At 66.6% G+C, this 21,000-nt stretch carries 21 protein-coding genes and 1 pseudogene; 9 read left to right on the top strand and 13 right to left on the bottom strand.

The features are described from left to right. Nucleotides 1-84: 84 nt before the first annotated feature. Nucleotides 85-1,494, bottom strand: a pseudogene (locus K7711_RS47780) (MFS transporter); the annotation flags it as partial. Nucleotides 1,495-1,634: 140 nt separating this feature from the next. Here K7711_RS47780 and K7711_RS25175 point away from each other — a divergent pair. From K7711_RS25175 to puuE, 4 genes are all read left to right on the top strand, one after another. After that, entirely contained in the window at nt 1,635-2,117 is a 483-nt protein-coding gene (locus K7711_RS25175; RefSeq protein ID WP_222971913.1) for a MarR family winged helix-turn-helix transcriptional regulator, read from the top strand. Between the two features lie 400 nt (nt 2,118-2,517). Then, complete coding sequence (locus K7711_RS25170) at nt 2,518-3,723, top strand: DUF6986 family protein (protein WP_222971912.1); 1,206 nt, start codon at nt 2,518-2,520, stop codon at nt 3,721-3,723. Then, nucleotides 3,720-4,745: an allantoicase gene (gene alc, locus K7711_RS25165; RefSeq protein ID WP_222971911.1), complete on the top strand. Its 1,026-nt coding sequence runs from the start codon at nt 3,720-3,722 to the stop codon at nt 4,743-4,745. Before K7711_RS25170 ends, alc begins: the two co-directional genes overlap by 4 nt. 189 nt (nt 4,746-4,934) lie before the next feature. Beyond that, nucleotides 4,935-5,870 carry an allantoinase PuuE gene (gene puuE, locus K7711_RS25160; protein ID WP_222971910.1) on the top strand — a complete coding sequence of 312 codons (936 nt, stop codon included), beginning with the start codon at nt 4,935-4,937 and terminating at the stop codon, nt 5,868-5,870. Between the two features lie 89 nt (nt 5,871-5,959). Here the strand turns inward: puuE and K7711_RS25155 are convergent, their stop codons facing one another. The 6 genes from K7711_RS25155 to K7711_RS25130 all read right to left on the bottom strand — a co-directional run bounded on the left by K7711_RS25155 (nt 5,960) and on the right by K7711_RS25130 (nt 12,342). Beyond that, a complete protein-coding gene (locus tag K7711_RS25155) occupies nt 5,960-6,466 on the bottom strand; it encodes a hypothetical protein (protein ID WP_222971909.1) in 507 nt (168 codons plus the stop codon). An 18-nt stretch (nt 6,467-6,484) separates the two neighbouring features. After that, nucleotides 6,485-7,240: a 4-hydroxy-tetrahydrodipicolinate reductase gene (gene dapB, locus K7711_RS25150; protein WP_308014934.1), complete on the bottom strand. Its 756-nt coding sequence runs from the start codon at nt 7,238-7,240 to the stop codon at nt 6,485-6,487. A 325-nt stretch (nt 7,241-7,565) separates the two neighbouring features. Beyond that, nucleotides 7,566-8,681, bottom strand: a complete 1,116-nt coding sequence (locus tag K7711_RS25145; RefSeq protein WP_222971908.1) for an alcohol dehydrogenase catalytic domain-containing protein — start codon at nt 8,679-8,681, stop codon at nt 7,566-7,568. 64 nt (nt 8,682-8,745) lie between these two features. After that, nucleotides 8,746-9,519 carry a sulfotransferase family protein gene (locus tag K7711_RS25140; protein ID WP_222971907.1) on the bottom strand — a complete coding sequence of 258 codons (774 nt, stop codon included), beginning with the start codon at nt 9,517-9,519 and terminating at the stop codon, nt 8,746-8,748. Nucleotides 9,520-9,566: 47 nt separating this feature from the next. After that, complete coding sequence (locus K7711_RS25135) at nt 9,567-11,000, bottom strand: pentapeptide repeat-containing protein (RefSeq protein ID WP_222971906.1); 1,434 nt, start codon at nt 10,998-11,000, stop codon at nt 9,567-9,569. 94 nt (nt 11,001-11,094) lie between these two features. Next, a complete protein-coding gene (locus tag K7711_RS25130) occupies nt 11,095-12,342 on the bottom strand; it encodes an MFS transporter (protein WP_222971905.1) in 1,248 nt (415 codons plus the stop codon). 92 nt (nt 12,343-12,434) lie between these two features. On the opposite strand from K7711_RS25130, the gene K7711_RS25125 reads away from it, so the two are divergent. Then, nucleotides 12,435-12,761, top strand: coding sequence for an ArsR/SmtB family transcription factor (locus K7711_RS25125; RefSeq protein WP_222971904.1), 327 nt, complete (start codon nt 12,435-12,437; stop codon nt 12,759-12,761). On the opposite strand, the gene K7711_RS25120 is transcribed toward K7711_RS25125, so the two are convergent. After that, a complete protein-coding gene (locus K7711_RS25120; protein WP_222971903.1) occupies nt 12,762-13,313 on the bottom strand; it encodes a TetR/AcrR family transcriptional regulator in 552 nt (183 codons plus the stop codon). A gap of 86 nt (nt 13,314-13,399) precedes the next feature. Between K7711_RS25120 and K7711_RS25115 the strand changes: the two genes are divergently transcribed. Then, a complete protein-coding gene (locus K7711_RS25115; protein WP_235747757.1) occupies nt 13,400-14,119 on the top strand; it encodes an SDR family NAD(P)-dependent oxidoreductase in 720 nt (239 codons plus the stop codon). A 244-nt stretch (nt 14,120-14,363) separates the two neighbouring features. Further along, nucleotides 14,364-14,612 (top strand): hypothetical protein, encoded by a 249-nt coding sequence (locus K7711_RS25110; protein ID WP_222971902.1) that lies wholly within the window; start codon nt 14,364-14,366, stop codon nt 14,610-14,612. A 239-nt stretch (nt 14,613-14,851) separates the two neighbouring features. Here the strand turns inward: K7711_RS25110 and K7711_RS25105 are convergent, their stop codons facing one another. The 3 genes from K7711_RS25105 to K7711_RS25095 form a co-directional block, all read right to left on the bottom strand. Continuing rightward, nucleotides 14,852-15,223, bottom strand: a complete 372-nt coding sequence (locus K7711_RS25105) for a hypothetical protein (protein ID WP_222971901.1) — start codon at nt 15,221-15,223, stop codon at nt 14,852-14,854. 687 nt (nt 15,224-15,910) lie between these two features. Continuing rightward, a complete protein-coding gene (locus K7711_RS25100) occupies nt 15,911-16,114 on the bottom strand; it encodes a DUF397 domain-containing protein (protein ID WP_222971900.1) in 204 nt (67 codons plus the stop codon). Continuing rightward, nucleotides 16,105-17,004 (bottom strand): DUF5753 domain-containing protein, encoded by a 900-nt coding sequence (locus K7711_RS25095; protein WP_235747756.1) that lies wholly within the window; start codon nt 17,002-17,004, stop codon nt 16,105-16,107. The genes K7711_RS25100 and K7711_RS25095 overlap by 10 nt, the downstream gene beginning before the upstream one ends. Nucleotides 17,005-17,275: 271 nt before the next feature. Here K7711_RS25095 and K7711_RS25090 point away from each other — a divergent pair, with 271 nt between their 5' ends. Both K7711_RS25090 and K7711_RS25085 read left to right on the top strand, forming a co-directional pair. Further along, nucleotides 17,276-17,563 carry a hypothetical protein gene (locus K7711_RS25090; RefSeq protein WP_222971899.1) on the top strand — a complete coding sequence of 96 codons (288 nt, stop codon included), beginning with the start codon at nt 17,276-17,278 and terminating at the stop codon, nt 17,561-17,563. 382 nt (nt 17,564-17,945) lie between these two features. Further along, entirely contained in the window at nt 17,946-18,158 is a 213-nt protein-coding gene (locus tag K7711_RS25085; protein ID WP_222971898.1) for a VOC family protein, read from the top strand. Nucleotides 18,159-18,296: 138 nt separating this feature from the next. Here K7711_RS25085 and K7711_RS25080 read toward each other — a convergent pair whose 3' ends face one another. Further along, nucleotides 18,297-19,457 (bottom strand): histone-like nucleoid-structuring protein Lsr2, encoded by a 1,161-nt coding sequence (locus tag K7711_RS25080; protein WP_222971897.1) that lies wholly within the window; start codon nt 19,455-19,457, stop codon nt 18,297-18,299. Between the two features lie 179 nt (nt 19,458-19,636). Next, a complete protein-coding gene (locus tag K7711_RS25075) occupies nt 19,637-20,953 on the bottom strand; it encodes a M16 family metallopeptidase (protein ID WP_235747796.1) in 1,317 nt (438 codons plus the stop codon). Nucleotides 20,954-21,000: the final 47 nt, after the last annotated feature.

Raw genomic sequence — 21,000 nt, 5'->3', positions numbered from 1 at the left:
GGCCGGAACGATCCCGGCGACCGGCAGCGAATCGACTTCCGCGGCAATCAGATCGGCCTCGCCCACGGTGTGCGCGACCGCTGCCTCCGCCGCGGCGGCCGCCTTGCGGCGCACCGGGATGAGGATCGCGATGATCGCGGCCACGATGGAGACGCCGCAGCCGATCAGCAGGCCGGTGCGGAATCCGCTCTCGGTGGGGATGCTTCGCCCGGCGAAGCTGACGCTCATCTGCGCGAGCACCACACCGATCACGGCCGAGGACACCGAGGTGCCGATCGAGCGCATCAGGGTGTTGAAGCTGTTGGCCGCGGCCGACTCCGACACCGGCACACCGCCCATGATCAGCGCGGGCATCGCGCCGTAGGCGAACCCGGTGCCCGAGCTGATGATGATCGTCACGATCATCAGCGTCCAGGGGTTGCCCATCAGGACCATCGACAGGCCGTAGCCCACGGCCATGATCAGGGCGCCGACGGTCAGGGTCACCTTCGGCCCGCGCAGTGCCGACAGCTTGGCGCTGGGCACCGACAGCAGCATCATCATCAGACCGCCCGGCGCCATGAACAGGCCCATCGCCATCATCGACTGGCCCAGGCCGTAACCGGTGATCTTGGGCAGCTGCAGCAACTGCGGGACGATCAGCGACTGCGAGTACATCGCGACGCCGATCCCGATCGATGCGATGTTCGTCATCAGCACCTGCGGACGCGCGGTGGTGCGCAGATCGACCAGCGGCGCGCTACTGCGCAACTCCCACCAGCCCCACAGCAGCAGCACCACGACCGCACCGACGAACAGAGCGATGATGCTCGCACTACCCCAACCCCACGAGCCGCCCTTGGACACCGCGAGCAGCAGGCACACCAGTCCGGCACCCAATCCGATCGCACCGAGCACGTCGAAGCGTCCGGCCGAACCGGTGGGCGCGATCGTTGGCAGCACGAAGTACATCAGCGCCGCGACGATCACCCCGGCCACCGCGACACCCCAGAACAGCACACGCCAGTTGCTGTACTGCACAACCGCCGCGGACAGCGGCAGACCCAGCGCACCGCCGATTCCCAGCGACGAGCTGATCAGCGCGATACCGGACCCGAGCCGCTGGGGCGGCAGCAGATCGCGCAGCGCGGCGATGCCGACCGGGATGATGCCCACGCTCATGCCCTGCAGGCCACGCCCGATGATCATCGGCCACAGCGAGGAGGACAGCGCGCACACCACCGAACCCACGATCAGCGGGACGGTCGAGAACAGCAGTACCTGACGTTTTCCGTACATGTCACCGAGACGTCCGGCGACCGGTGTGACGACCGCGCCGACCAGCAGGCTGGCGGTCACCACCCAGGTCGCGTTCGCCGTCGAGGTGTGCAGCAGCTGCGGCATCTGGCCCAGCAGCGGAATCACCAATGTCTGCGTCAATGACGCGACGATGCCGGCGATCGCCAGCACCGCCAGGATGCCGCCGGAGCGGGCGGCAGCTTTAGTTTCGGCCACGTCAATCTCCTTACGAGTCACGCCGTTGATATGTAGTATGCATACTATGTGCGTACTGCACAACATTTGCTGAGTGCACAAGGATGTGTCGTCCGTCTCGCTGACAGCCCGACAGCGAGCACGGCGGAAGGGAGTTCAGCATGAAAGGACCGGTGGACCTGGTCGAATTCGAGAGCATGCTGCTCACGAAGTACACCCTCAACCCACGCTTCCGTAGCGGCAACGGCCTGCTCGAGCGCAGCGCCTACCTGTTGCTCAGCCGCATCGAGCTGGCCGGGCCGCAGTCCATCCGGCAGTTCGGCGACGCGCTGCGCCTGGACGCCTCGACCCTGAACCGCCAGACCCGGGCGATGCTGCGGGACCGGCTCGTCGAGCGAATCGCCGACCCCGACGGCGGCATCGCGCGCAAGTTCCAGCTCACCGAGGCGGGGCGTCGCCGCCTGCACGCCGCTCGCGCGGTCAACGTCGAGGGCATGACCCGGGTGATGGCCGACTGGTCCGACGAGGACATCACCGCCTTCGCCACCTACCTGCGCCGCTTCAACATGGATATCGAAAGCCTCGACGGCCGGGCATGGCCCCACCCCGATTCCCGGGAGACCACCCCGGCGAATCCGCACTGATTTCCCGGGCTCCAACAGCGCGGCCCGAAACGTATACGCTTCGGGCAACAATCACGCAATATCGACTCGATACCGTCACCACCGTCAGCCGCTCGCCCCGCGGGCCGAACGATCGGATGTGTGAGATGACCGAAGCGATACCGTGCCGTCGGCGGCCCGCGCACACGTCTGCGTGCATGCGTTCGAACCCGATCGCCGATCCGATCTTTCGTGGGCACAACCACTTTCAGTGCCCACCGAGCTGGGCGACGACATCGCCCGTCATGTACGGACGGCCGCAGGATCGAGGCCGAGTCGCAGCGCCCGGGACCGGTCGATCGGCTTTGCGCGCCGAACCCGTACACGGCCGACCTGCTCGACCAATGGGCACAGACGCTTTCGGCATCGAAAGGGCCCGGTGATGATTCCGCACAGCGAACTCGGCCGCATCGGTGAGCGGCTGCGCGGAGTCGAGGCGGAGTTGGGGCGGCGGTATCCCGGCGACCGGCCCGGACAGCCGGTGCACACCGTCTATGTCGGCGCGGCCGATGCGGCGGCGAACCTGCCTGACGAATGGGGTACGGCGGCAGTCGAATCGGCCGATCGACATAGCGATCTCCTGCTCGGTCTGGCTGGGGCCGAGGCGGTGGCACGGGCTCGGGACACGTTGGTGCGAAGACCAATTCAGGATCTTCGACTGGACTTCGAGGACGGGTACGGCACTCGCGCGGACGCGGTGGAGGATGCCGATGCCGAGCGAGCCGGGCAGGTACTCGCCGCACTGCCCTCGGCGGTGCTCTCCCGGGGTGTGCGCATCAAGGGGTTGACCGCTGCGGAGTACGAACGCGCTGTGCGCACGCTCGAACTCGTCCTCGACGGAGCGGGCGGCGTGCCCGAGGGATTCGTTTTCACCGTGCCGAAGCTGCGCGTCGTCGAGCAGGTGGACATCGCCGTGCAGGTGTGTGAGGCGTTGGAGAAGGCGCACGGGATCGCCTCGGGCACACTTCGTTTCGAATTGCAGATCGAAAGTCCGCAGGCGGTGATCGCCGCCGACGGTTCCGCGACGGTAGCGCGAGCGATCCAGCACTCGGCCGGGCGCTGCACCGGATTGCACTACGGCACTTACGATTACAGCGCGGCATGCGGTATCGCCCCGCAATTCCAATCACTCGAGCATCCGGTCGCCGATCACGCCAAGGCGGTCATGCAGGCCGCGGCCGCACAGACCGGGGTGTGGGTGTGCGACGGCTCGACGCAGGTGCTTCCGGTCGGGGATGCCGCTCCGGCGGCGCTCGAGCGGCATTTCCGGCTCGTCACCCGGGCGCTCGAACGCGGCTACTACCAGGGTTGGGACATGCATCCGGGCCATCTGGTGACCCGTTGGGCGGCCACCTTCGCCTTCTTCCGCGGCGCCCTGCGTACCGCGGCGCCGCGAATCGACGACTACCTGCGCCGCCGAGGCGGAGCCGTGATCGACGAACCGGCCACCGCGCAGGCCCTGGCCACGGTGGTGCTGCGCGGCCTGGACTGCGGCGCATTCGACCCCGACGACGTCACCGCACTGGCCCCCGACGCATCGGTCGAGGTGCTCACCCAGTTGCGCGAGAGGAAGGTGCCCGAACTGTGAGCCCCACGGAACCAACGGAATTCACCCTGCTGCCGGACCTGGCGGTGCGCACCCTGGGCGGTGCGGTGATCTGGGCGAACGACGAATCCTTCGCCGAGAAGGAGAATCTGATCCGGCCCGAGGCCGCGACTCATCAGGCCGCCACATTCGGCCACAAGGGTCAGGTGTACGACGGGTGGGAGACGCGACGTCGCCGTCGCCCGCACGGCGCGGCCCCCGGACCGGAGGACTGCGATATCGCCATCGTGCGTCTCGGCGTCCCCGGCGTGGTGCGCGGAGTGATCGTGGACACCGCGTGGTTCACCGGCAACTACCCGCCCGAGATCTCGGTGGAAGCCCTTGCGGTGCAGGGATATCCGCCCGCCGACCAGATCGCCGCACGCGACGACTGGACCACACTGGTGGCGCGCGCCGAAGTCGGCGGCGATACGGCCAACGCGTTCACGGTCGAATCGGATCAGCGTTTCACTCACGTTCGCCTGCGCATCCACCCGGACGGCGGCGTGGCCCGGCTGCGCGTGCACGGCGAGGCGAAACCCGATCCGCGATGGCTGGATTCGGGCCCGTTCGATCTGGCGGCGCTGGAGAACGGCGGCCGGGTCGCGGACTGCTCGAACCGCTTCTACTCCCATCCGCAGAATCTCCTCATGCCCGGCCGGGCCCGCCTCATGGGCGACGGCTGGGAAACGGCCCGCCGCCGCGCCACCGGTAACGACTGGGTGCGCGTCCGCCTCGCCGGAACCGGCGTGCTCACCTCGGCCGAGATCGACACCTCCTACTTCCTGTCGAACAGCCCCGGCGCGGCCGCACTCACCGGCATCCGCCCCGACGGCACCGAGATCGAACTACTCCCCCGCACCGATCTGCTCCCCGACACCAGGCACCGCTTCCCCCTCACCCCCGCCGAACCGATCGAGCAAGTGCGCCTGGACGTCTACCCCGACGGCGGCCTGGCCCGGCTACGCCTCTACGGCACCCTCACCGACGCTGCGCGCGACGAATTGGGCAGCGGCACGGAATGATCCAATGCGGTCGCGGCGGCAAGCCGGACGCCTGAGCATCAAATTACACAGCAGCGCAGTGGAATCCATGTCAGAGAGGATGTGAAGCAGCCGTGCACGAACACACCGAACGACAGTCGTCCTGGGCAGCCAGGCCGACAGAGTCCGCCGCCGCGGAGTACCCCGGCTCGAGCAACGTGGGGCGCAACGATGAGTGAGGATGCCGTGCGCGATTATCCCCGGGACATGGTCGGGTACGGGCCGACGCCGCCGGATCCGCAGTGGCCGGGAGGGGCGCGGATCGCGGTGCAGTTCGTGCTCAACTACGAGGAGGGCGCGGAGAACTGCGTGCTGGACGGGGATGGGGAGTCCGAGACGTTTCTCTCGGAAATGGTTCCGGCGCAGGCTTTTCCGAATCGGCACCTGAGTATCGAGTCGCTCTACGAGTACGGCTCGCGCGCCGGGCTGTGGCGAGTGCTGCGCACCTTCGAACAACGCGACATTCCGCTGACGATCTTCGCGGTGGCGCGAGCGCTGGAACGCAATCCCGAAGCGGTGGCGGCGTTTCAGCGGCTCGGGCACGAGATCGCCTGCCACGGCCTGCGCTGGAAGTCCTATCAGCTCGTCGATTCGGAAACCGAACGTAGAGATATGGCCGAGGCGGTGCGCATCATCACCGACCTGTTGGGTGCGCCTCCGCGCGGCTGGTACACCGGCCGCGACTCCCCGCAGACCCGCGATCTGGTCGTGGCGCACGGCGGATTCGCCTACGACTCCGATTCCTACGCCGACGATCTGCCCTATTGGACCCGCGTGCGCAACCACGACCACCTGGTCGTGCCGTACACCCTGGAGACCAACGACATGAAGTTCTCCTCCGCCGCGGGTTTCGCCACCGGCGAGGAGTTCTTCACCTACCTGCGTGATGCCTTCGACGTGCTCTACGCCGAGGGTGCGGCCGGCGCCCCCAAGATGCTCTCGGTCGGCCTGCACTGCCGCCTGGTCGGCCGCCCAGGCCGCACCCGCGCCCTGGAGCGTTTCCTCGATTACGTCCGATCCCACGACAAGGTCTGGCTCGCCCGCCGCATCGACATCGCCGAACACTGGGCAAGGACGCACCCGCCCGGGTCGGCCCCACTCTCCTGAACTCACGTCCGACGCACGACGAGTCCGGCCGACTGCCACGGCGACATCGCACGGCACCGCACACGATCCGCGGATTCCGTTGCGGTGGTCTACTTCTGCCGATTCCGTTCCGCGCGCTCGAGTGCGACCGCGCGGCGCATGACCTCGCGGGCGCGGGTGCGGTCCCCGGCGTAGTCGTAGGCGCGGGCGGCGCGGTAGTTGTTGCGCCAATCATCCGGCGCGGCTTCCCATTCCGACTTGACCTGCTCGAAAAGCGCGTCGGCGGCGTCCTTCTCGATCCGGCCGGACGGGCGACGCGGCAGATCGGAGACGTCCAGCTCACGCCCCTCCTCGTGGATCCGCCGAGCCAGATGCTGATGCGCCAGCGCCGCACGGATACTCGTCGCCACCACCCAGACACCGATCAGCCCGAGGATGAACACCCCGACGCCCATCGCGATCCCGGCGGCATTCCCGGATGCGATGAGCGCCACCGCGATCCGGCCCAGCAGCAGGAAGTAGACCACCAGGGCGACCACCAGGAACACGATGGTCCCGACGGTCCGCACCAGACGCCCGTTGTCGTTCGTCTCACTCACGGCCGACTCCGCAGACATACACAGTCCCTCGCCCGCTCACAGATCCAGCAGGGGGTCGAGGCCGACGGTCAGCCCGGATCGCGTGCCGATCTGCCGCACACCCAGCAGCACACCCGGCGCGAAGGAGGTCCGGTCGAGCGAGTCGTGGCGAATGGTGAGCGTCTCGCCCTGCGTGCCGAACAGCACCTCCTGATGCGCGACGAGTCCGGCCAGCCGCACCGAATGCACCCGCACCCCGTCGACGCTCGCACCTCGCGCACCCTCGAGTTCGGTACTGGTCGCATCGGGGCTCGGGCCGACACCGGCCTTCTTGCGGGCCTCGGCGATGATGCCCGCCGTGCGGTACGCGGTTCCCGAGGGCGCGTCGGCCTTGTTCGGATGATGCAGTTCGATGACCTCCACCGAATCGAACCAGCGCGCGGCCTGTTCGGCGAACCGCATCGACAGCACCGCCCCGATCGCGAAGTTCGGCGCGATCAGCACCCCGACCTCGGGCCGGTCCGCGAGCCACGCACGCACCTGCGCGAGCCGGGCCTCGTCGAATCCGGTGGTGCCCACGACCGCGTGAATCCCGTGCTCGACCAGCCACTGCAGATTGGGCATCACCACATCGGGATGAGTGAAATCGACGACCACCTGCGCACCGGCGTCGGTGAATCCGTCGAGCGCATCCCCCTTGTCGAGTCCGGCGACCAGTTCCAGATCCTGCGCCGCCTCGACCGCCGCGCAGATCGCCTGTCCGACCTTGCCCTGCGCGCCGAGCACACCCACCCGGATCCGGTTCGCGCTCACCCTTGACTCCTCACATGCCGGTCGACAACCTCCGCCGAGCCTACTGCGCTGGACCACCGCCGAACCCACACCCCTGTGCGGCGAGTGGTCCCAGGCACACCCGCGACCGCACCGAAGCCACCGGCGGCTCACCCGAGCCCCGCCCGCCGCCTGATGAGATCGGGCTCTGCGCGGCCGGACTCGCCGGGCCTGAGACCGGTCCGCGATCCCGGCTCATCCCACGCCCGCATCCGAGCGGCATCCGAGCGGCATCCGCGCAGGGTCGCCGATCGGCAGGGTCGAGGATGGCCGCACGGACACCGCGCGATCGCAGCGCCGTCGCGACTCAGTCGAAGACGATGACCTGACGCAGCCCGTGCCCGGCCGCGAGCTCGTCCATCCCGTGATTGATCTGCTCGAGCCGCAGCCGCGAGGAAACCAGCCGCTCCACCGGCAACCGGCCCTCGCGCCACATCCGCACATAGGTCGGAATATCCCGGGCGGGCACCGCCGACCCGAGGTAACTGCCCACGATCGAACGCCCCTGAGCGACCAGCGCCAGCGGCGAAATACTCGCCCGTGCTTCAGGATTGGGCAATCCGACGGTCACCGTGGTGCCGCCGGGCGCGGTCGCGGCGACCGCGGTCTCGAAGGCCCGCACATTGCCCGCGGCCTCGACCACGATCTCCGCGGCGATCCCCTCTTCCGCCAGCTGCGCCGGGGTGTACACCCGATCGGCACCGAGTTCGGTTGCCAGAGACAGCTTTTCGGACAGCGTGTCGACCGCGATCACCTCGCTGCCCAATTCCGCGCGCAACGAGGCCGCCACCAGCACCGCCGCCATCCCGACCCCGCCGAGCCCGACCACCATGATCCGCTCACCCGGCCCCGGCTTCGCCGAATTCAACAGTGCCCCACCGCCGGTCAGCACCGCGCACCCCAGTACCGCGGCGATCTCCGGCGGGACGTCGTCGTCCACCGGCACCACCGAACGCCGGTCGACCACCGCATGCGTGGCGAATCCGGACACCCCCAGATGGTGCTGGACCGTCTCACCGTCACGCTGCAACCGCCGCCCGCCGCCGAGTAGCTCACCGGCATTGTTCGCGACGCTGCCCGGTACGCACGGGGTGCGGCCGTTGGTCGCACACCCCTCGCATTCCCCGCAGCGCGGCAGGAACGTCATCACCACCCGCTGCCCCACCCGCAGATCGCTCTGCCCCGGACCGATCGCCTCGACCCGCCCGGCCGCCTCGTGTCCGAGCAGCATCGGCACCGGTCGCACCCGGTTCCCGTCCACCACGGACAGATCCGAATGGCACAACCCGGCCGCCTCGATCCGCACCAGCAACTCGCCGGGACCGGGCTCGCCCAGATCCAGCTCACCGACCACGAGCGGGGCCGATTCGGCATAGGGCGCGGGCGCGCCGATGCGTTCCAGAACTGCGCCACGAATCTTCATGATTCGCACGCTACCGCTTCACGTCCACGCATCAACCGCGATCTCGGCACGACCCGCGCTGGGCCTACAGGTGGTAGTCGTACGCCTCGGCCGTGGCTCGCAGACCCTCGTCGAACAACAGATACCGCAGGTCGATCGCCATATCCTGCCAGGGCCGCAGCTCACGCTCGTCCCACAGCCCCAGGTTGTGCACCTTGCGGTCGAAGACCGACATATCGAAGCCGGCGACATCCAGCCCGGCGAATTCGCCGACGCTGCGGGCCGCGGCCTCCCGATCGGCGATGAAATCCTCGTAGCGCACCGACAGCACCGGCACCGAGCCGGTCTCCAGGAACGAGGCCGCGATCCGCTTCCAGTTCTCGAACGACTGCTCGGTATCCGCGCGGGTCCACCACCCGCGCGCCTCCCACTCGTCCAGGCTGGACAGCACGTCCCGCGGATCGCGGACGATGAAGATCACCCGAACCTCCGGCAGGTACCGCTGCAACCGCTCGGCGAATGCCCGATCGAACCGGACTTCCTTGAATCCCCACACCCGGGCATCGGGCGCCTGGAAAAGCCGCGTGCAGAACTGTGTGAACGCCCCCTGCATCTCCGCCGGTTCCGGCATGAGGTTCGCCAGAAATCCCTGATATCCGTGCACCGCGAATTCGATGCGCCCCGCCTCGCCGTACTCGGCGCTGTGACCGATCAGACTCTCGAACGCATCGAGGAGCTCTCCGAACCGTCCGTGTTGTTCACCCCAGATGAACGCCTCGGGATGGGACGAGATCAGCCGCTGCACCAGCGTGCTGCCGCAGCGCTGACCAGCACCGAATATCAATAGCGGAGAAGACACGTCGCGATGTTAACTGCCAGGTGGAACCTGTGCAGCGCCTGTGCAGCTCAGCTCGCAGCCGGTGGCGCGGGGGCCGGAGGCCAGGTCCCGGGAGTGATTCGGGAGGGTTTGTAGGTCGGGTCGACATCCCAGTCGACGCGGACGCCCACCCAGGCTTTCGGAGTATCGAAGCGGGTGCGCTGCGACTCGAAACGCGCTCTGCGGAACGTGATCTCACCGAAGAAGTCGCCATCGGAGAAATCGGCCTCGCGCCCGTCGAAGACGGTGTCGTCGAAGGAGATCGCGCCGTGGTATTCGGCGGCGGAGAAATCGACGGCCACCGTAGGGCTGCGCCGCCAGCGCGAGCGAACACCGAATCGCGCTCCGTCGAAGGCCACTCGCGCGGCGTAGAAGCGGGCGCGAGTGAACGATATCCGGGCACTGTCGAATTCGGCCCCCTCGAAACGCACCGCAGCGCCCTCGAAGGTAGCTCCGCCGAATTCGGTTCTCTCCGTGCGGAATACCGTCCCCGCGAAAGAGGTCCGGTCACCGGTGAACGCCACGTCACCGAATATCGCCGCGGGCCCGCGGAATACGGTTCGATCGAAGGACACCGGCGAATCGAATACCGCGCCCTCGAAACGAGTTCCGGCGCCGGGCAGTTCGGACCCGGCTCGCTCGGCGGGAGCGAACTCCGCATCCCGGAACAACGTGGTATTGCCGCGAAAAACGCAGCGGCGGAACGAAATGTACTGCCCGAGGAATCGCGCGTGCTCGAAGGTGGTGGCCCGGTTTCCGGTGAACACCGCTCGCGCGAAATAGGTGCGCTCACCCGCGAAGACCGCGTACCGGAAATCCGAATCCTCCAGCACCGCACCGGAGAAGTCGAAATTGTACTGCGACCAGGATACCTCGGCCGACGCGCGCACATGTGCGACGATCACGTCGACGACCGCTCGGCGCACCTCGCGGTCGTTCTGCCGCAGTTGATATCGCAGCTCCCGCTTGACGCCCGCCTCCTCGACGGTTTCGGTGCGCTGCGCCAGATGATCGGCCCCCGAATCCGGGTCGTAGGGCAGTCGTAGATATCCGCACAGCACATCGATGCACTGTTGTCGTCTACTCGGCGCGCTGAATTCGTCGGCCACTCCGGCCATGGCGTAGACCCCGGCGATCCGCACCGCCACATCGGCGTCGCCGAGCTGTCGTGCTGCCGCGCCGAACAATTCGACGAATCGTCCGCGTTCGCCATCGCGCTGTTTGCGATAGGCGACCACCAATGCGACCGCACCGCCCACTCCCGCGGCCACCGACAACGCGATCTTGGTCAAATCCACCTGATCGGGCGTCTGTGCCTTGGCGCCCAGCAGAATCCACAGCACCCACCAGACCAGAACCGCAATACCCAGTCCGCCCAACACCACGAACACCACCGACAACAACAACGCGGACCGCTGTAGCCTGCCGGTGAAACGTTCTCGGGTTCTCCCCCGCCACCGCATAGCGGCATGGTAACCACAAATCGCCGCTCGCGGCAGTGCGAGTGCGATCTGTGGTTACCGCCCAATACATCTCATGCCGCGCGAGGCTCGTCGATCACGCCCGCGCGATCTCGTCCCGACGCTCGAGCCGAACCCGCTCGGCCCGCTGACCACGGATCCCGATCACCGCAGCGCCCACGCAGGCCAGCGCCACCACGACCACGAACCAGGGGAAGATCGCGTCCATCCCCCACTGCGTCGCCGCCCACCCGGCCAGCACCGTCGGCAACGCCATCGCCGTATATGCCAGCAGGTAGTACGCCGACATGGTCTCTCCGCGCCGATGCTGCGGAACGACATCGGACAGATGCCGCAGCGATCCGCCGAAACCGAGTCCGAAGGTCGCGCCCAGCACCACCCCGGCCAGCAGAACCAGCACCCAATTGCGTGTTGCCAGTGCCGGAATGGTCAGCAGCAACGCCACGGCCATGCCCAGATCGCCGCCGATGGCCGCGCGCCGGGCCGGGATCCCGGTGGCGAACAGCTGGGCCAGCGCACCGGCCGTCGCGGTCGAGGCCACCACCGCACCCCCGAAGATCAGATTGTGCACACCGGTTTTCGACGAAGCCAGCGACGGATACAGCGACAGCAGCACGCCCAGCACCGACCAGGCCGCCATCACACCCAGGGCAGAGAACCAGAAGTCCGCTCGAATCTCCTGCGGTACCGCGGGTTTCGCGATCCGGACCCGTCCGGGAACGCGCGCGGTGTGCGGCTCGCGCATGGCCAGCACGCCCACCCCGATCAACAGGCACAGGATCGTGATCACCAGATACGGGGTCCGCAGCGGATGCGGAACATACTGCGCCAGCACGGCCGAACCCAGAATCGCCACGGCCATACCGACATTGAACGACACCCCGCTGAGCTGCCCGGTCCGCGCACCGTGTGCGGGCTTGAGATCCAGCAGCGCGGCAGCCCCGGCCACCACCATGGATCCGACCGCGAGACCGTGCAATGCCCGCGCCAGCACCAGCATCGCCACATTGTCCGCGAAGACGAACACCACCAGTCCGGCGATCATCATCCCGATCGCCCCGAGCAGCACCGGTTTTCGGCCCACCACATCGGAGATGCGCCCGGATACGAGCACCGCCGCCAACGCCGCGACCGCGTAGACGGCGAACACGATCGTGGTGGTGAACGCCGAGAAATGCCATTGCTTCTGGTACAGCCCGTACAGTGGCGCGGGCGCACCGGATACCCCGAGCGCCACACCGGTGGCCAGCAGTATCAATGCGTACGCCCAGGATTGCACGGCCCCTTTCGCAGGGGTCGGGGCTACCGCCGCAGTCGCTGCCATGTCTCGCTCCCCATCAGGTAAGTTTGATTATGATCGAACTCAACGACCGTCGGTGCGGTTTGATTCCCATCAAACCTAAAGTGAGGTGGGTCATGGTGAATACGACAGCGACCGTGGAGTCCTTCCCCGTGGGCTCGGTCCAGGACGTGCTGGCCGCACTCCAGGACCCGGTACGCCTGGAGATGGTGCGTCGCCTGGCGAACGCCGGTATCGCGCAGCGCTGCGGCGTCCTCTACGACACCATCAACAAATCCACCGCCACCCACCACCTGAAAACCCTGCGCGAGGCAGGTCTCACCGAGCGCATCGTCGACGAGGGTCAGGTCTACGCGCGCCTGCGCCGCACCGAGGTGGACGCCGAACTCCCCGGCCTGCTCGACTCGATCATCGCCGCCGCCAACCGCGCGCGCACCGACTGATCACCGCGCGCGCAACCCGTCCAGCACGAAGGTCAGCGACCGCCGCCAGGCCGGCGACCCGACGCTCTCCCCGAGCAGCGACAGCGCCCACATCAGATTGACCACATCGAGATCGGTGGCGTCGGCGCGCAGCACCCCGTCCCGCCGCGCGCGATCCAGCACCGCCGACAACCCCGTCATCCCCCGCGAACACGCCTGAACCAGCCCGGACGTGGCCGGATGTTCTACGGTGAACGCCTCGAACAGCGCCCGGTCCGCGGTGAACCGGCTCAGCATGTTCTCCACGAATTCGCTCAGCGCGATCCATGAATCCGGTTCGGCCGCAGCCCGTTCGGCGAATTCATCCAGCTCTGCGACTCGCTGCGGAACGAGCGCGTCGATCAACGCGTCCCGGTTCGGGAAGTGGTTGTAGAGCGTGCCGATGCTGACCCCCGCGCGCCGCGCGACCTCCTCCAGCGACCCGGACAGCCCCTGCTCGGTCAACACGGCCGCGGCCTCCTGCAGCAGCCTGTCGCGGTTGCGGGCCGCATCGCGGCGCATCGGTCGGGGCACACGACCATCATACAAAACTTGAGGACCCCCTCAGTCTAGTGCTAGCCTCCAAAACTGAGGGGGGCCTCAATATTCTGGAGATGACAATGACGAACACCACACGCACGGCCGTGATCATCGGCGTCGGCCCCGGCCTGGGCATGTCCATGGCCCGCAAATTCGGCCGGGAGGGATACCGGGTCGCCCTGATCTCCCGCAGCGATGCCCGGCACGGCGACTACCTGGCCGATCTGTCGGCCCTGGGCATCGAAGCCACCGCGCACACCGCCGACGTCACCGATCCGGACCGGTTGGCCGCGGTGCTGGCCGAGATCGCCGCGGCCGGTGACATCGAATTCGCTTACTACGGACCGACTCCCGCACAACTCCCGGTCCCGATCACCCAGGTCGACGTGGCCACCGCGCGGACGGCGTTCGACTGGGTCTGGCCCGCGATCCAGGTGGTCGGGGCAGTGCTGCCGGGGATGGTGGAACGCGGGACGGGCGGAGTGATGATCTCGGGCGGACTGTCCAGCGTGCGCCCGTTGCCGATGCTGGGCCAACTCGCACTCGTGGTCGCGGCACTGCGCAATTACGCGCTCACCCTCAACGCCGCACTCGCCGACCAGGGCGTCTACGCGGGCACACTCACCATCGGCGGCCTGGTCGAACGCGGCGACATCCACGCCATGGTCACCGCGGATCCGTCGACATTCGGTGGCGCGCAAGCCCATACGCTCAATCCGGACGAGCTCGCCGAAACCGCCTGGGAGATGTACCGCAAGCGCGATCGCGCCGAGACGGTATTCGACGTTCTCGGCGACTGACATCGCGGCCGAGCCCCGCACGCAGCAGCAGCGGGTGTATTCATTCCCGCGTGGATCCGGCCGTGTTCCAACACTTCCGGATGGGACTGAAGATCAGCTGAAGATCGAGGGGCTTGTTTCACCTCGTTTCGACACTGTTTTCCCAAGTGGAACAGCGTTTTTCGGGCGTTTCGCGACGCCTGCGGCAGCATCCGGTACTGACTACGCTCACCAGCGTCTCATCCAACACACAGGAGGTACCCGGATGCGAATTTCCAAGCTGCGGTTGGGGATTGCCGCCATCGTCGGAGCAGTGGCGTTCACCGGAATCGGTGCGGGCGCGGCCTACGCGTTCCAGCCGCATATGCTCACCGCCCGCGGCGACCTGACATCCGCTCAGGGCGAGTTGCAGCAGGCGATCCCGGACAAGGCCGGACATCGGGTCAACGCCGAGCGCCTCGTACAGCAGGCGATCAATGAGGTGAACGCCGGAATCCAGGCCGGCGCACAGTAATTCGAAGAAGTCGGGGAGTCGCGGGCCCGGTCCCTCGCGCGAGCGAGGAGCTGTGCCGACCGGTGTCACCGTCGGCCGCGGTCACAGCACGATCATCCTGACCTGCCCGGCGTCCTACGGCCATCCGCATGTCGTACTGATGCAATGACTTTCGCGCGCGACGCGATGTCCCGGACACAGGGCTGTGGCCCGATCGGCGACCGATCGGGCCACAGCCCTGTGATATCGAGCAGCGCGAGCTACGCCCAGCCCAGCGACTGCAGGACCTGCCACCAGAGGTCCGGCGGGTAGCCGCCGAGCGGGTACGAGGGCGCCCGCGGGTCGTCCCGGAATCCCTGCGGCGGGTAATACGTGTGGTGCCACTGGCTCTGCGGCGGCGCATCCGTCCGCGGCTGGCAGCGGTAGAAGTCGCACGGCTGCGGCTGCCGCTGCTGTTGTTGCTGGGGCCGCGACTGCCGTTGCGGCTGCGATTGCGACGGCGGGCCGGACTGCTGATCCGGAGCCGCATTCGCGTTCGCACCCATCCCGATGAGCGGAACAGCGACCAATACGCCCGTCACCACGGTCTTCGCGGCGATACGACGGAGATGTCCTTGTCGGAGACTAGCCATGTGCAATCCTCTCCTCCCGGGCCCAACGACCCGCGACAGCTGGATTCATTTGGTTTCACACCGATCACGCACGGGTATACAGCAATCATGTAGCGAATGTCGAGCTTTTCGACCGAAACTTCGCAAACCTCGCGAATTCAGCGCCCTGTTCGACCGTTTCGACGCAATTGTCGGTTGGGTGAGATCTACTGTTCTTCGAGAAGCTCGATTTGCTTTTGGATGAACGCCTCGAAGTTGTCGTACCTCACGAAGTCACCACCTGAGAAGGCGTACACGGGCATCCTCCGCGCGCCGGAAGCGGGCGCTCGCTGCAGTGCGACGAAGTTGGCGCTACCGTCCAGAGAGCCGCCGCCGACGATCAGCTCATCGAACGAGGTGATACCGAGCTAGGTCGTCGGCGCCGGAAAATGACACCCACCCGTTCACGTGACGCAGCCACTGCTTGTACTGATCGTCGAAGCGGGCGCCGAGGCGCGTCTCAGCAGCAGCGATGTCCGGACGAAGCTCATCAACCGCCTCCTTTGCCGACGAAACCTGTTGCGCCAGTTGATCATAATCATGGTCCGTAGAGTGGTGGCACTACCAGCGGGTACGGCTCGTCTGCTTGCTCACAGCCGTTCTCCGGATGGTCGAGGTATGCCGATGGCCCCGTCGATGCGGGGCCGTCGCGGGGCGAGTTCGGATTGGTCAGCTATCGAGTTCTCCGGCATTGATGTCGGCGGCGAACGCGTCCCACTCACTCGGCGCGAAGACGAGCGCGGGGCCAGCAGGGTTTTTGCTGTCGCGTAGGCCAACCAAGCCGCCATCGAGGAACGCTACCTCGACACAGTCCTTCGACGCTGTGCTGAAGCTGCTCTTGAACCACTGAGCTTGCGAAAGGTCTACGTCCATGCGGCATACTCCCTTGCGATCTCGAGGATGAGCGCACGACTGTCCGGCTCATCCAGTGCGACGCGCTCGATGTCGGCACGCACTACTTCACGATATTGCCGGACTTCACTCGGCTGCTCAAGGTACAGATCCCCCAGAAAGCCCTGCACGTACACCACTGGCGGCATCGTCAACTCCGCCTTCGGATGTGCCGGGAAGTCCAAGATCACGAATGTTCCGATCGTCAACCCACGGTAGGTACCTGCCTTCAACGGAACCACTCGAATCGACACATTCGGAAGCTTGCCTACCTCCAAGAGATGTCTCAGTTGCGCTTGCATGATCGGCGCGCTGCCCGTGACCCGCCGCAGCACGGTCTCATCGATCAGCACATTCAGGGTCAGCACCTTGCCATCCCCCACCAGTCGTTGCTGCCGCTTGAGACTGACCTCGAGCATGCGTTCGTGTTCTTCGGATGACTTGTCCGGGAACTCGATCCAGCTCAGAGCCCGTCGGTATTCGACCGTGTGCAACAGCCCAGGCAAGAAGACCGTCTGGTACGACGTAATCCGCTCCGCCGCATCCTCCAAGCTCACGAACAGGCCGAACTCCTTCGGGATCGCGTCCTCGGCGAATGCCTGCCACCAGCCCTTGGCCTTGGTCTCCTTGACCAGTTCCAAGACCACCTGGGCTTGTTGGGCATCGGATTCGTAGAGGTCACAGAGGTGCTTGATCAGGACCGGGTTCAGCCGAACCGCTTGTCCTGTCTCGATTTTCCAGAGGGTGGAGCGGGCGATGGCGATGGCCTCGGCCGCGTTCTCGCGGCTGATGCCCTGTTTCACGCGCATCGTCTCCAGGGTGAGGCCGAGCATGCGGCGGGCGACGTTGCTGTCGGTGGTGGGGGATGCCATGGGTGGACCTCCTCGGATCTTGTTTGCGAAAGGTGCTTCAACTCGAACGGGAATGTGTTGCCAACTGAAACGACGCCAAATTTTCCGCGAACCGCTGTCGTAAAGCATTGCGGCAGAACTTATGCGGGAGTCTCATGGGAATACGCCCGGCGGCCGGGTCGACCACCATTTCCGCTCACCTGACACGGATCTCCCGGAGCGGCATCCCGTCCCCGGCCGCCGGACGACCCAATCCCCTGTTCTCACAACCACTTTCGGAGTTGTCGCCACGATGCTAAAGGATTCAGCAACCGATGACAAGCAACCATTCGCCGACAAACGAGAACTCAGAGAAATGGTTGATTATCAAGCAGTGCAACAGCTTTTGGATATTCCAGAATCATTCATCCAGTACCGGAACGAGCCCATGAAAACCCTCCCGACACCATACGGCAATCAGGCGACGCGGCCGAGCGAACCAACGATCTCGAATACCGCCGAACCGCAACCGTTTCAGAGAATTCTGGACAACCTCGACCGAATCATCCGCGAACTGCGCGAGAACGGCGATCCGAGGTGAGCCCCCTGTCCGCCTGGGACGCCACCGCGAACATCATCACCGTGATCGCCGGATCCGCCGTGACCCTGCTGACCCTGGGCTGCCTCTGGCCCTCGCCCCGACGGAACCGGCACTCCCGCCCCTCCACCGCCGATGCCCCCTCCGGGCAGGCTGCACGACCATCCCGATGCCCCCTGCGCCCGGTCCATTGGCCGGCCGAATGGACCTGCACCGCACCACTTTCCCCCTTCACCCTCGCTCAGGCCCACCGCTGCATGCAGCTACACCGCGATCACGACTGCCCGCGAAAACACGCCGCCTTCACCACCCTCGTAGCCGCAGGCCGCATAACCCCCGACTCCACCCGCCCTCACCACCGCCCCTGATCCAGGAGGCCGAGACCATGCCGCAGAATTCCCGAAACCACAGCACCACAACGGAATCCGATGAGTCAGATCGCTTCGACGAGTTGGCCGTCCGAGCCGCCCAGGCCGGCTACCACCTGGTCCAGAACTGGCCCAACTCCCACCACTGGCACCTCCTGGACCCCACCGACAACCACCCCCTCCACACCGCCCCCACCCTCGACGCCATCGCAACATGGCTCGACAGCTGACCCCGACACCCATACCTTCAGCCGATCCGCGTGAAAGCGGACAGCACTGTCAACGGCGTGAATCATCCTCACGTGCACCACCATCACTGAACCGGCCGACCGTGAAGCAGAGGCCGAGACGCGACTCGGATGTATCGTTCAGGACACCGAATGCAGCTGCGGCACAGGAAATTCGAGCCAGAGCAGATCGCTCATCTCGTTGCGCGCGTTGAAGATCAGATTGACGAAACCGTCGTGGACGACGACTGCCGGAGCCTCCCAGGCGTAGGCACCGGGGACCTCGTGGCCACTCCAGCCATTCGGACCCAGCGTGGATACCAGCAGGTTACCGGCGTCGCGTCGGAGGAAACCGAGGTATCCGTTCGTTGCCGAACCCGCACCGGCCACACCGGCGTTCGCGAACTCGTTCGGCTGGTGCACGGTGCGCGCCCACGTACCCGAACCGGGGCCCTCGGGTTCGGAGTAGACCATGTCGACGATCTCGCGGCCCTGGTCGTTCGAGGCGAACAGCAGATGCAGCTCGTCGCCCATGACGAACAATGCCGATGCGCCCCAACTGCTCTCGCCGCCGCACGACATCGGGCGACTCCAGCCGTGGTACTCATCCCAGGTCGTGAACAGCAGCTCCTTGGACGGACCGTCGGCTACGTAGGCGCAGAACAACCGACCTTCGTACGCCGCCAGCGCGGGTGCGCCCGCGGCGTGCTGGGCCGAGCCGCAGCGGTATGCCCAATCGCCTGCCGCATCGTCGTATCGATAGTGCACCAGATCGATTCTGCCGCTGGAGTATTCGCTGAACACCGCGTGCAGCTCACCGGCCACCTCGGCCAGCTGGGGCGCACTGACGACGGTCGGAGCCGCATCGCCGGAGAACAGCCGAGGCGCATCCCACGCCTCCTGATTACCACGGGCGTAGTAGAGCCGGTTGTCACTCTTGCGGACGAACAGACACCACATGTCGCCGCCGTGCACCTCGAGCCCCGGCGTGTACCTGGACCCGAAGGGCGCACCGCTGGAATCCCTGGGAAATACGATGTTCCGATCCGTCCACCGCAGCAAGACCGGCGCGGCCGGTTCGACACCGCTCTCCTCCCGGTCCTCATCCTCGTCATCATCGAAACGCGTTGCCTTACGGGACATCTCGATCCACGGCAACAGAACCGCACGTAGCTTCGCCGCATTCCCCTCGCACAGATCGATCTCGTAGTCCACCCCCTCGAAGGAGAACTCGACCGTCCCGTCCGCCACCGACACCCCGTCGTAGTCATCGATCAGATTGATGATCACCTGCTTGGCCACGTCGCCACCCTCCGTCTACGCGCCGCCCGGTACTGCTGTCCGCTCACCATAACGGGCACCACCGACAAGAATCAGGGTCGAATACGAACCACGCCCCGGACCGATCGCGAAAAAATCCCGGAAGACCAACCGGCAGTGAATATTCCGGCGGTCTTCCGGGACCACGATCCTCCGGGTGATCAGTCCGCCAGACGGCGTACCGAGACCGGCAGATCCCGGGCGCGGCGGTACGGGCCCGCGACCGAGACCGCGAAGGGGCGGGACAACAGGGTGCGGGCCACTGCCGAGACCTCGGCGGTGGTGACCGAATCGATGCGGGTGAGGGTTTCCGAGACGCTGCGGTGGTTGCCGTAGCTGAGTTCGCTGCGGCCGATGCGGTTCATCCGCGAACCCGAATCCTCCAGGCCCAGAACCAGACCGCCGCGCAGCGACCCCTTGGCGCGGGCGCACTCGGCGTCGGTGATCCCTTCCGTGGCAACCTCTTCCAGAACCTCACGCGCCAAAGACGCCACCTGGCCCAGGTTTTCGGGTTGGCAGCCCAGATAGACCGAGAACGCGCCGGTGTCGGCGAAGGTGTCCACGCTGGAGTACACCGAGTACGCCAGACCGCGTTCCTCCCGGATGCGCTGGAACAGCCGCGAGGACAGACCGCCGCCGAGCACGGTGTTCAGCACCGACAGCGGCCAGCGCCTCTCGCCTTCGTGCCGCCCGAACGCGCGGACGCCGAACACCAGATGAGCCTGCTCGCTGTCCCGGTACGTCCACTGCAACTGCGGCGGAGTGTGCGTGCGGAACCGGCCCTCGCGCCGGGGAGCGGGCTCGCGAACCGGATCGAGCCGACCCGCGAACGCCCGGTGCACCAACTCCACCACGTGCTCGTGCTCGACGTTCCCGGCCACCGCGACGACCATCCGGTCCGGACGGTAGCGACGCTGATGGAACCCGCGCAGCTGATTCGCGGTCATGGACTCGATCGACTCGACCGTGCCGATCACCGGACGACCCACCGGATGGTCGCCGAACAGCGCGGTCAGGAACGCGTCGCCGACCAGGTCCTCCGGATCGTCGTCGCGCATCGAGATCTCCTCGAGCACCACCTGACGCTCCACGTTCACGTCCTCGGCCCGGCACAGCCCGTTGAGCACGACGTCGGACACCAGATCCACCGCCAGCGGCAGATCCTCGTCCAGCACGTGCGCGTAGTAGCAGGTCTGCTCCTTGGCGGTGAACGCGTTGAGTTCACCGCCGACCGCGTCCACGGCCTGCGCGATATCCAGCGCCGTGCGAGTCGGAGTCGCCTTGAACAGCAGATGTTCCAGGAAATGCGCGGCGCCGGCCACGCTCGGCCCCTCGTCACGCGAACCGACGCCGACCCACACCCCGACCGATGCGGACCGCACCCCGGGCACATGTTCGGTGACCACGCGCAACCCGCCCGGCAGCACGGTGCGCCGCACTCCGCTGTCGCCGGGCGGTGGGAGAGTCGTCTTCAGCAGAGACGAACCCCCCTGCTCGCTGTCCACGAGCAAGGGGGTCGAAAGCG

Source organism: Nocardia coffeae, assembly GCF_019890715.1.
In the GTDB taxonomy this organism is placed as follows: domain Bacteria; phylum Actinomycetota; class Actinomycetes; order Mycobacteriales; family Mycobacteriaceae; genus Nocardia; species Nocardia jiangxiensis.
The sequence above is the reverse complement of the archived record's forward strand: the minus strand, read 5'-3'. Positions and strand labels throughout refer to the sequence as shown.

Excerpts from the sequence above, each read along its gene's own strand:
- K7711_RS25145 (WP_222971908.1), bottom strand. The coding sequence starts at position 8,681 with ATGAAGATTCGTGGCGCAGTTCTGGAACGCATCGGCGCGCCCGCGCCC.
- K7711_RS25175 (WP_222971913.1), top strand. The coding sequence starts at position 1,635 with ATGAAAGGACCGGTGGACCTGGTCGAATTCGAGAGCATGCTGCTCACG.
- K7711_RS25095 (WP_235747756.1), bottom strand. The coding sequence starts at position 17,004 with ATGGCATCCCCCACCACCGACAGCAACGTCGCCCGCCGCATGCTCGGC.
- K7711_RS25090 (WP_222971899.1), top strand. The coding sequence starts at position 17,276 with ATGCTAAAGGATTCAGCAACCGATGACAAGCAACCATTCGCCGACAAA.
- K7711_RS25125 (WP_222971904.1), top strand. The coding sequence starts at position 12,435 with ATGGTGAATACGACAGCGACCGTGGAGTCCTTCCCCGTGGGCTCGGTC.
- K7711_RS25085 (WP_222971898.1), top strand. The coding sequence starts at position 17,946 with ATGCCGCAGAATTCCCGAAACCACAGCACCACAACGGAATCCGATGAG.
- K7711_RS25110 (WP_222971902.1), top strand. The coding sequence starts at position 14,364 with ATGCGAATTTCCAAGCTGCGGTTGGGGATTGCCGCCATCGTCGGAGCA.
- K7711_RS25105 (WP_222971901.1), bottom strand. The coding sequence starts at position 15,223 with ATGGCTAGTCTCCGACAAGGACATCTCCGTCGTATCGCCGCGAAGACC.
- K7711_RS25135 (WP_222971906.1), bottom strand. The coding sequence starts at position 11,000 with ATGCGGTGGCGGGGGAGAACCCGAGAACGTTTCACCGGCAGGCTACAG.
- K7711_RS25155 (WP_222971909.1), bottom strand. The coding sequence starts at position 6,466 with ATGTCTGCGGAGTCGGCCGTGAGTGAGACGAACGACAACGGGCGTCTG.
- K7711_RS25100 (WP_222971900.1), bottom strand. The coding sequence starts at position 16,114 with ATGGACGTAGACCTTTCGCAAGCTCAGTGGTTCAAGAGCAGCTTCAGC.
- K7711_RS25115 (WP_235747757.1), top strand. The coding sequence starts at position 13,400 with ATGACGAACACCACACGCACGGCCGTGATCATCGGCGTCGGCCCCGGC.
- puuE (WP_222971910.1), top strand. The coding sequence starts at position 4,935 with ATGAGTGAGGATGCCGTGCGCGATTATCCCCGGGACATGGTCGGGTAC.
- K7711_RS25130 (WP_222971905.1), bottom strand. The coding sequence starts at position 12,342 with ATGGCAGCGACTGCGGCGGTAGCCCCGACCCCTGCGAAAGGGGCCGTG.
- K7711_RS25170 (WP_222971912.1), top strand. The coding sequence starts at position 2,518 with ATGATTCCGCACAGCGAACTCGGCCGCATCGGTGAGCGGCTGCGCGGA.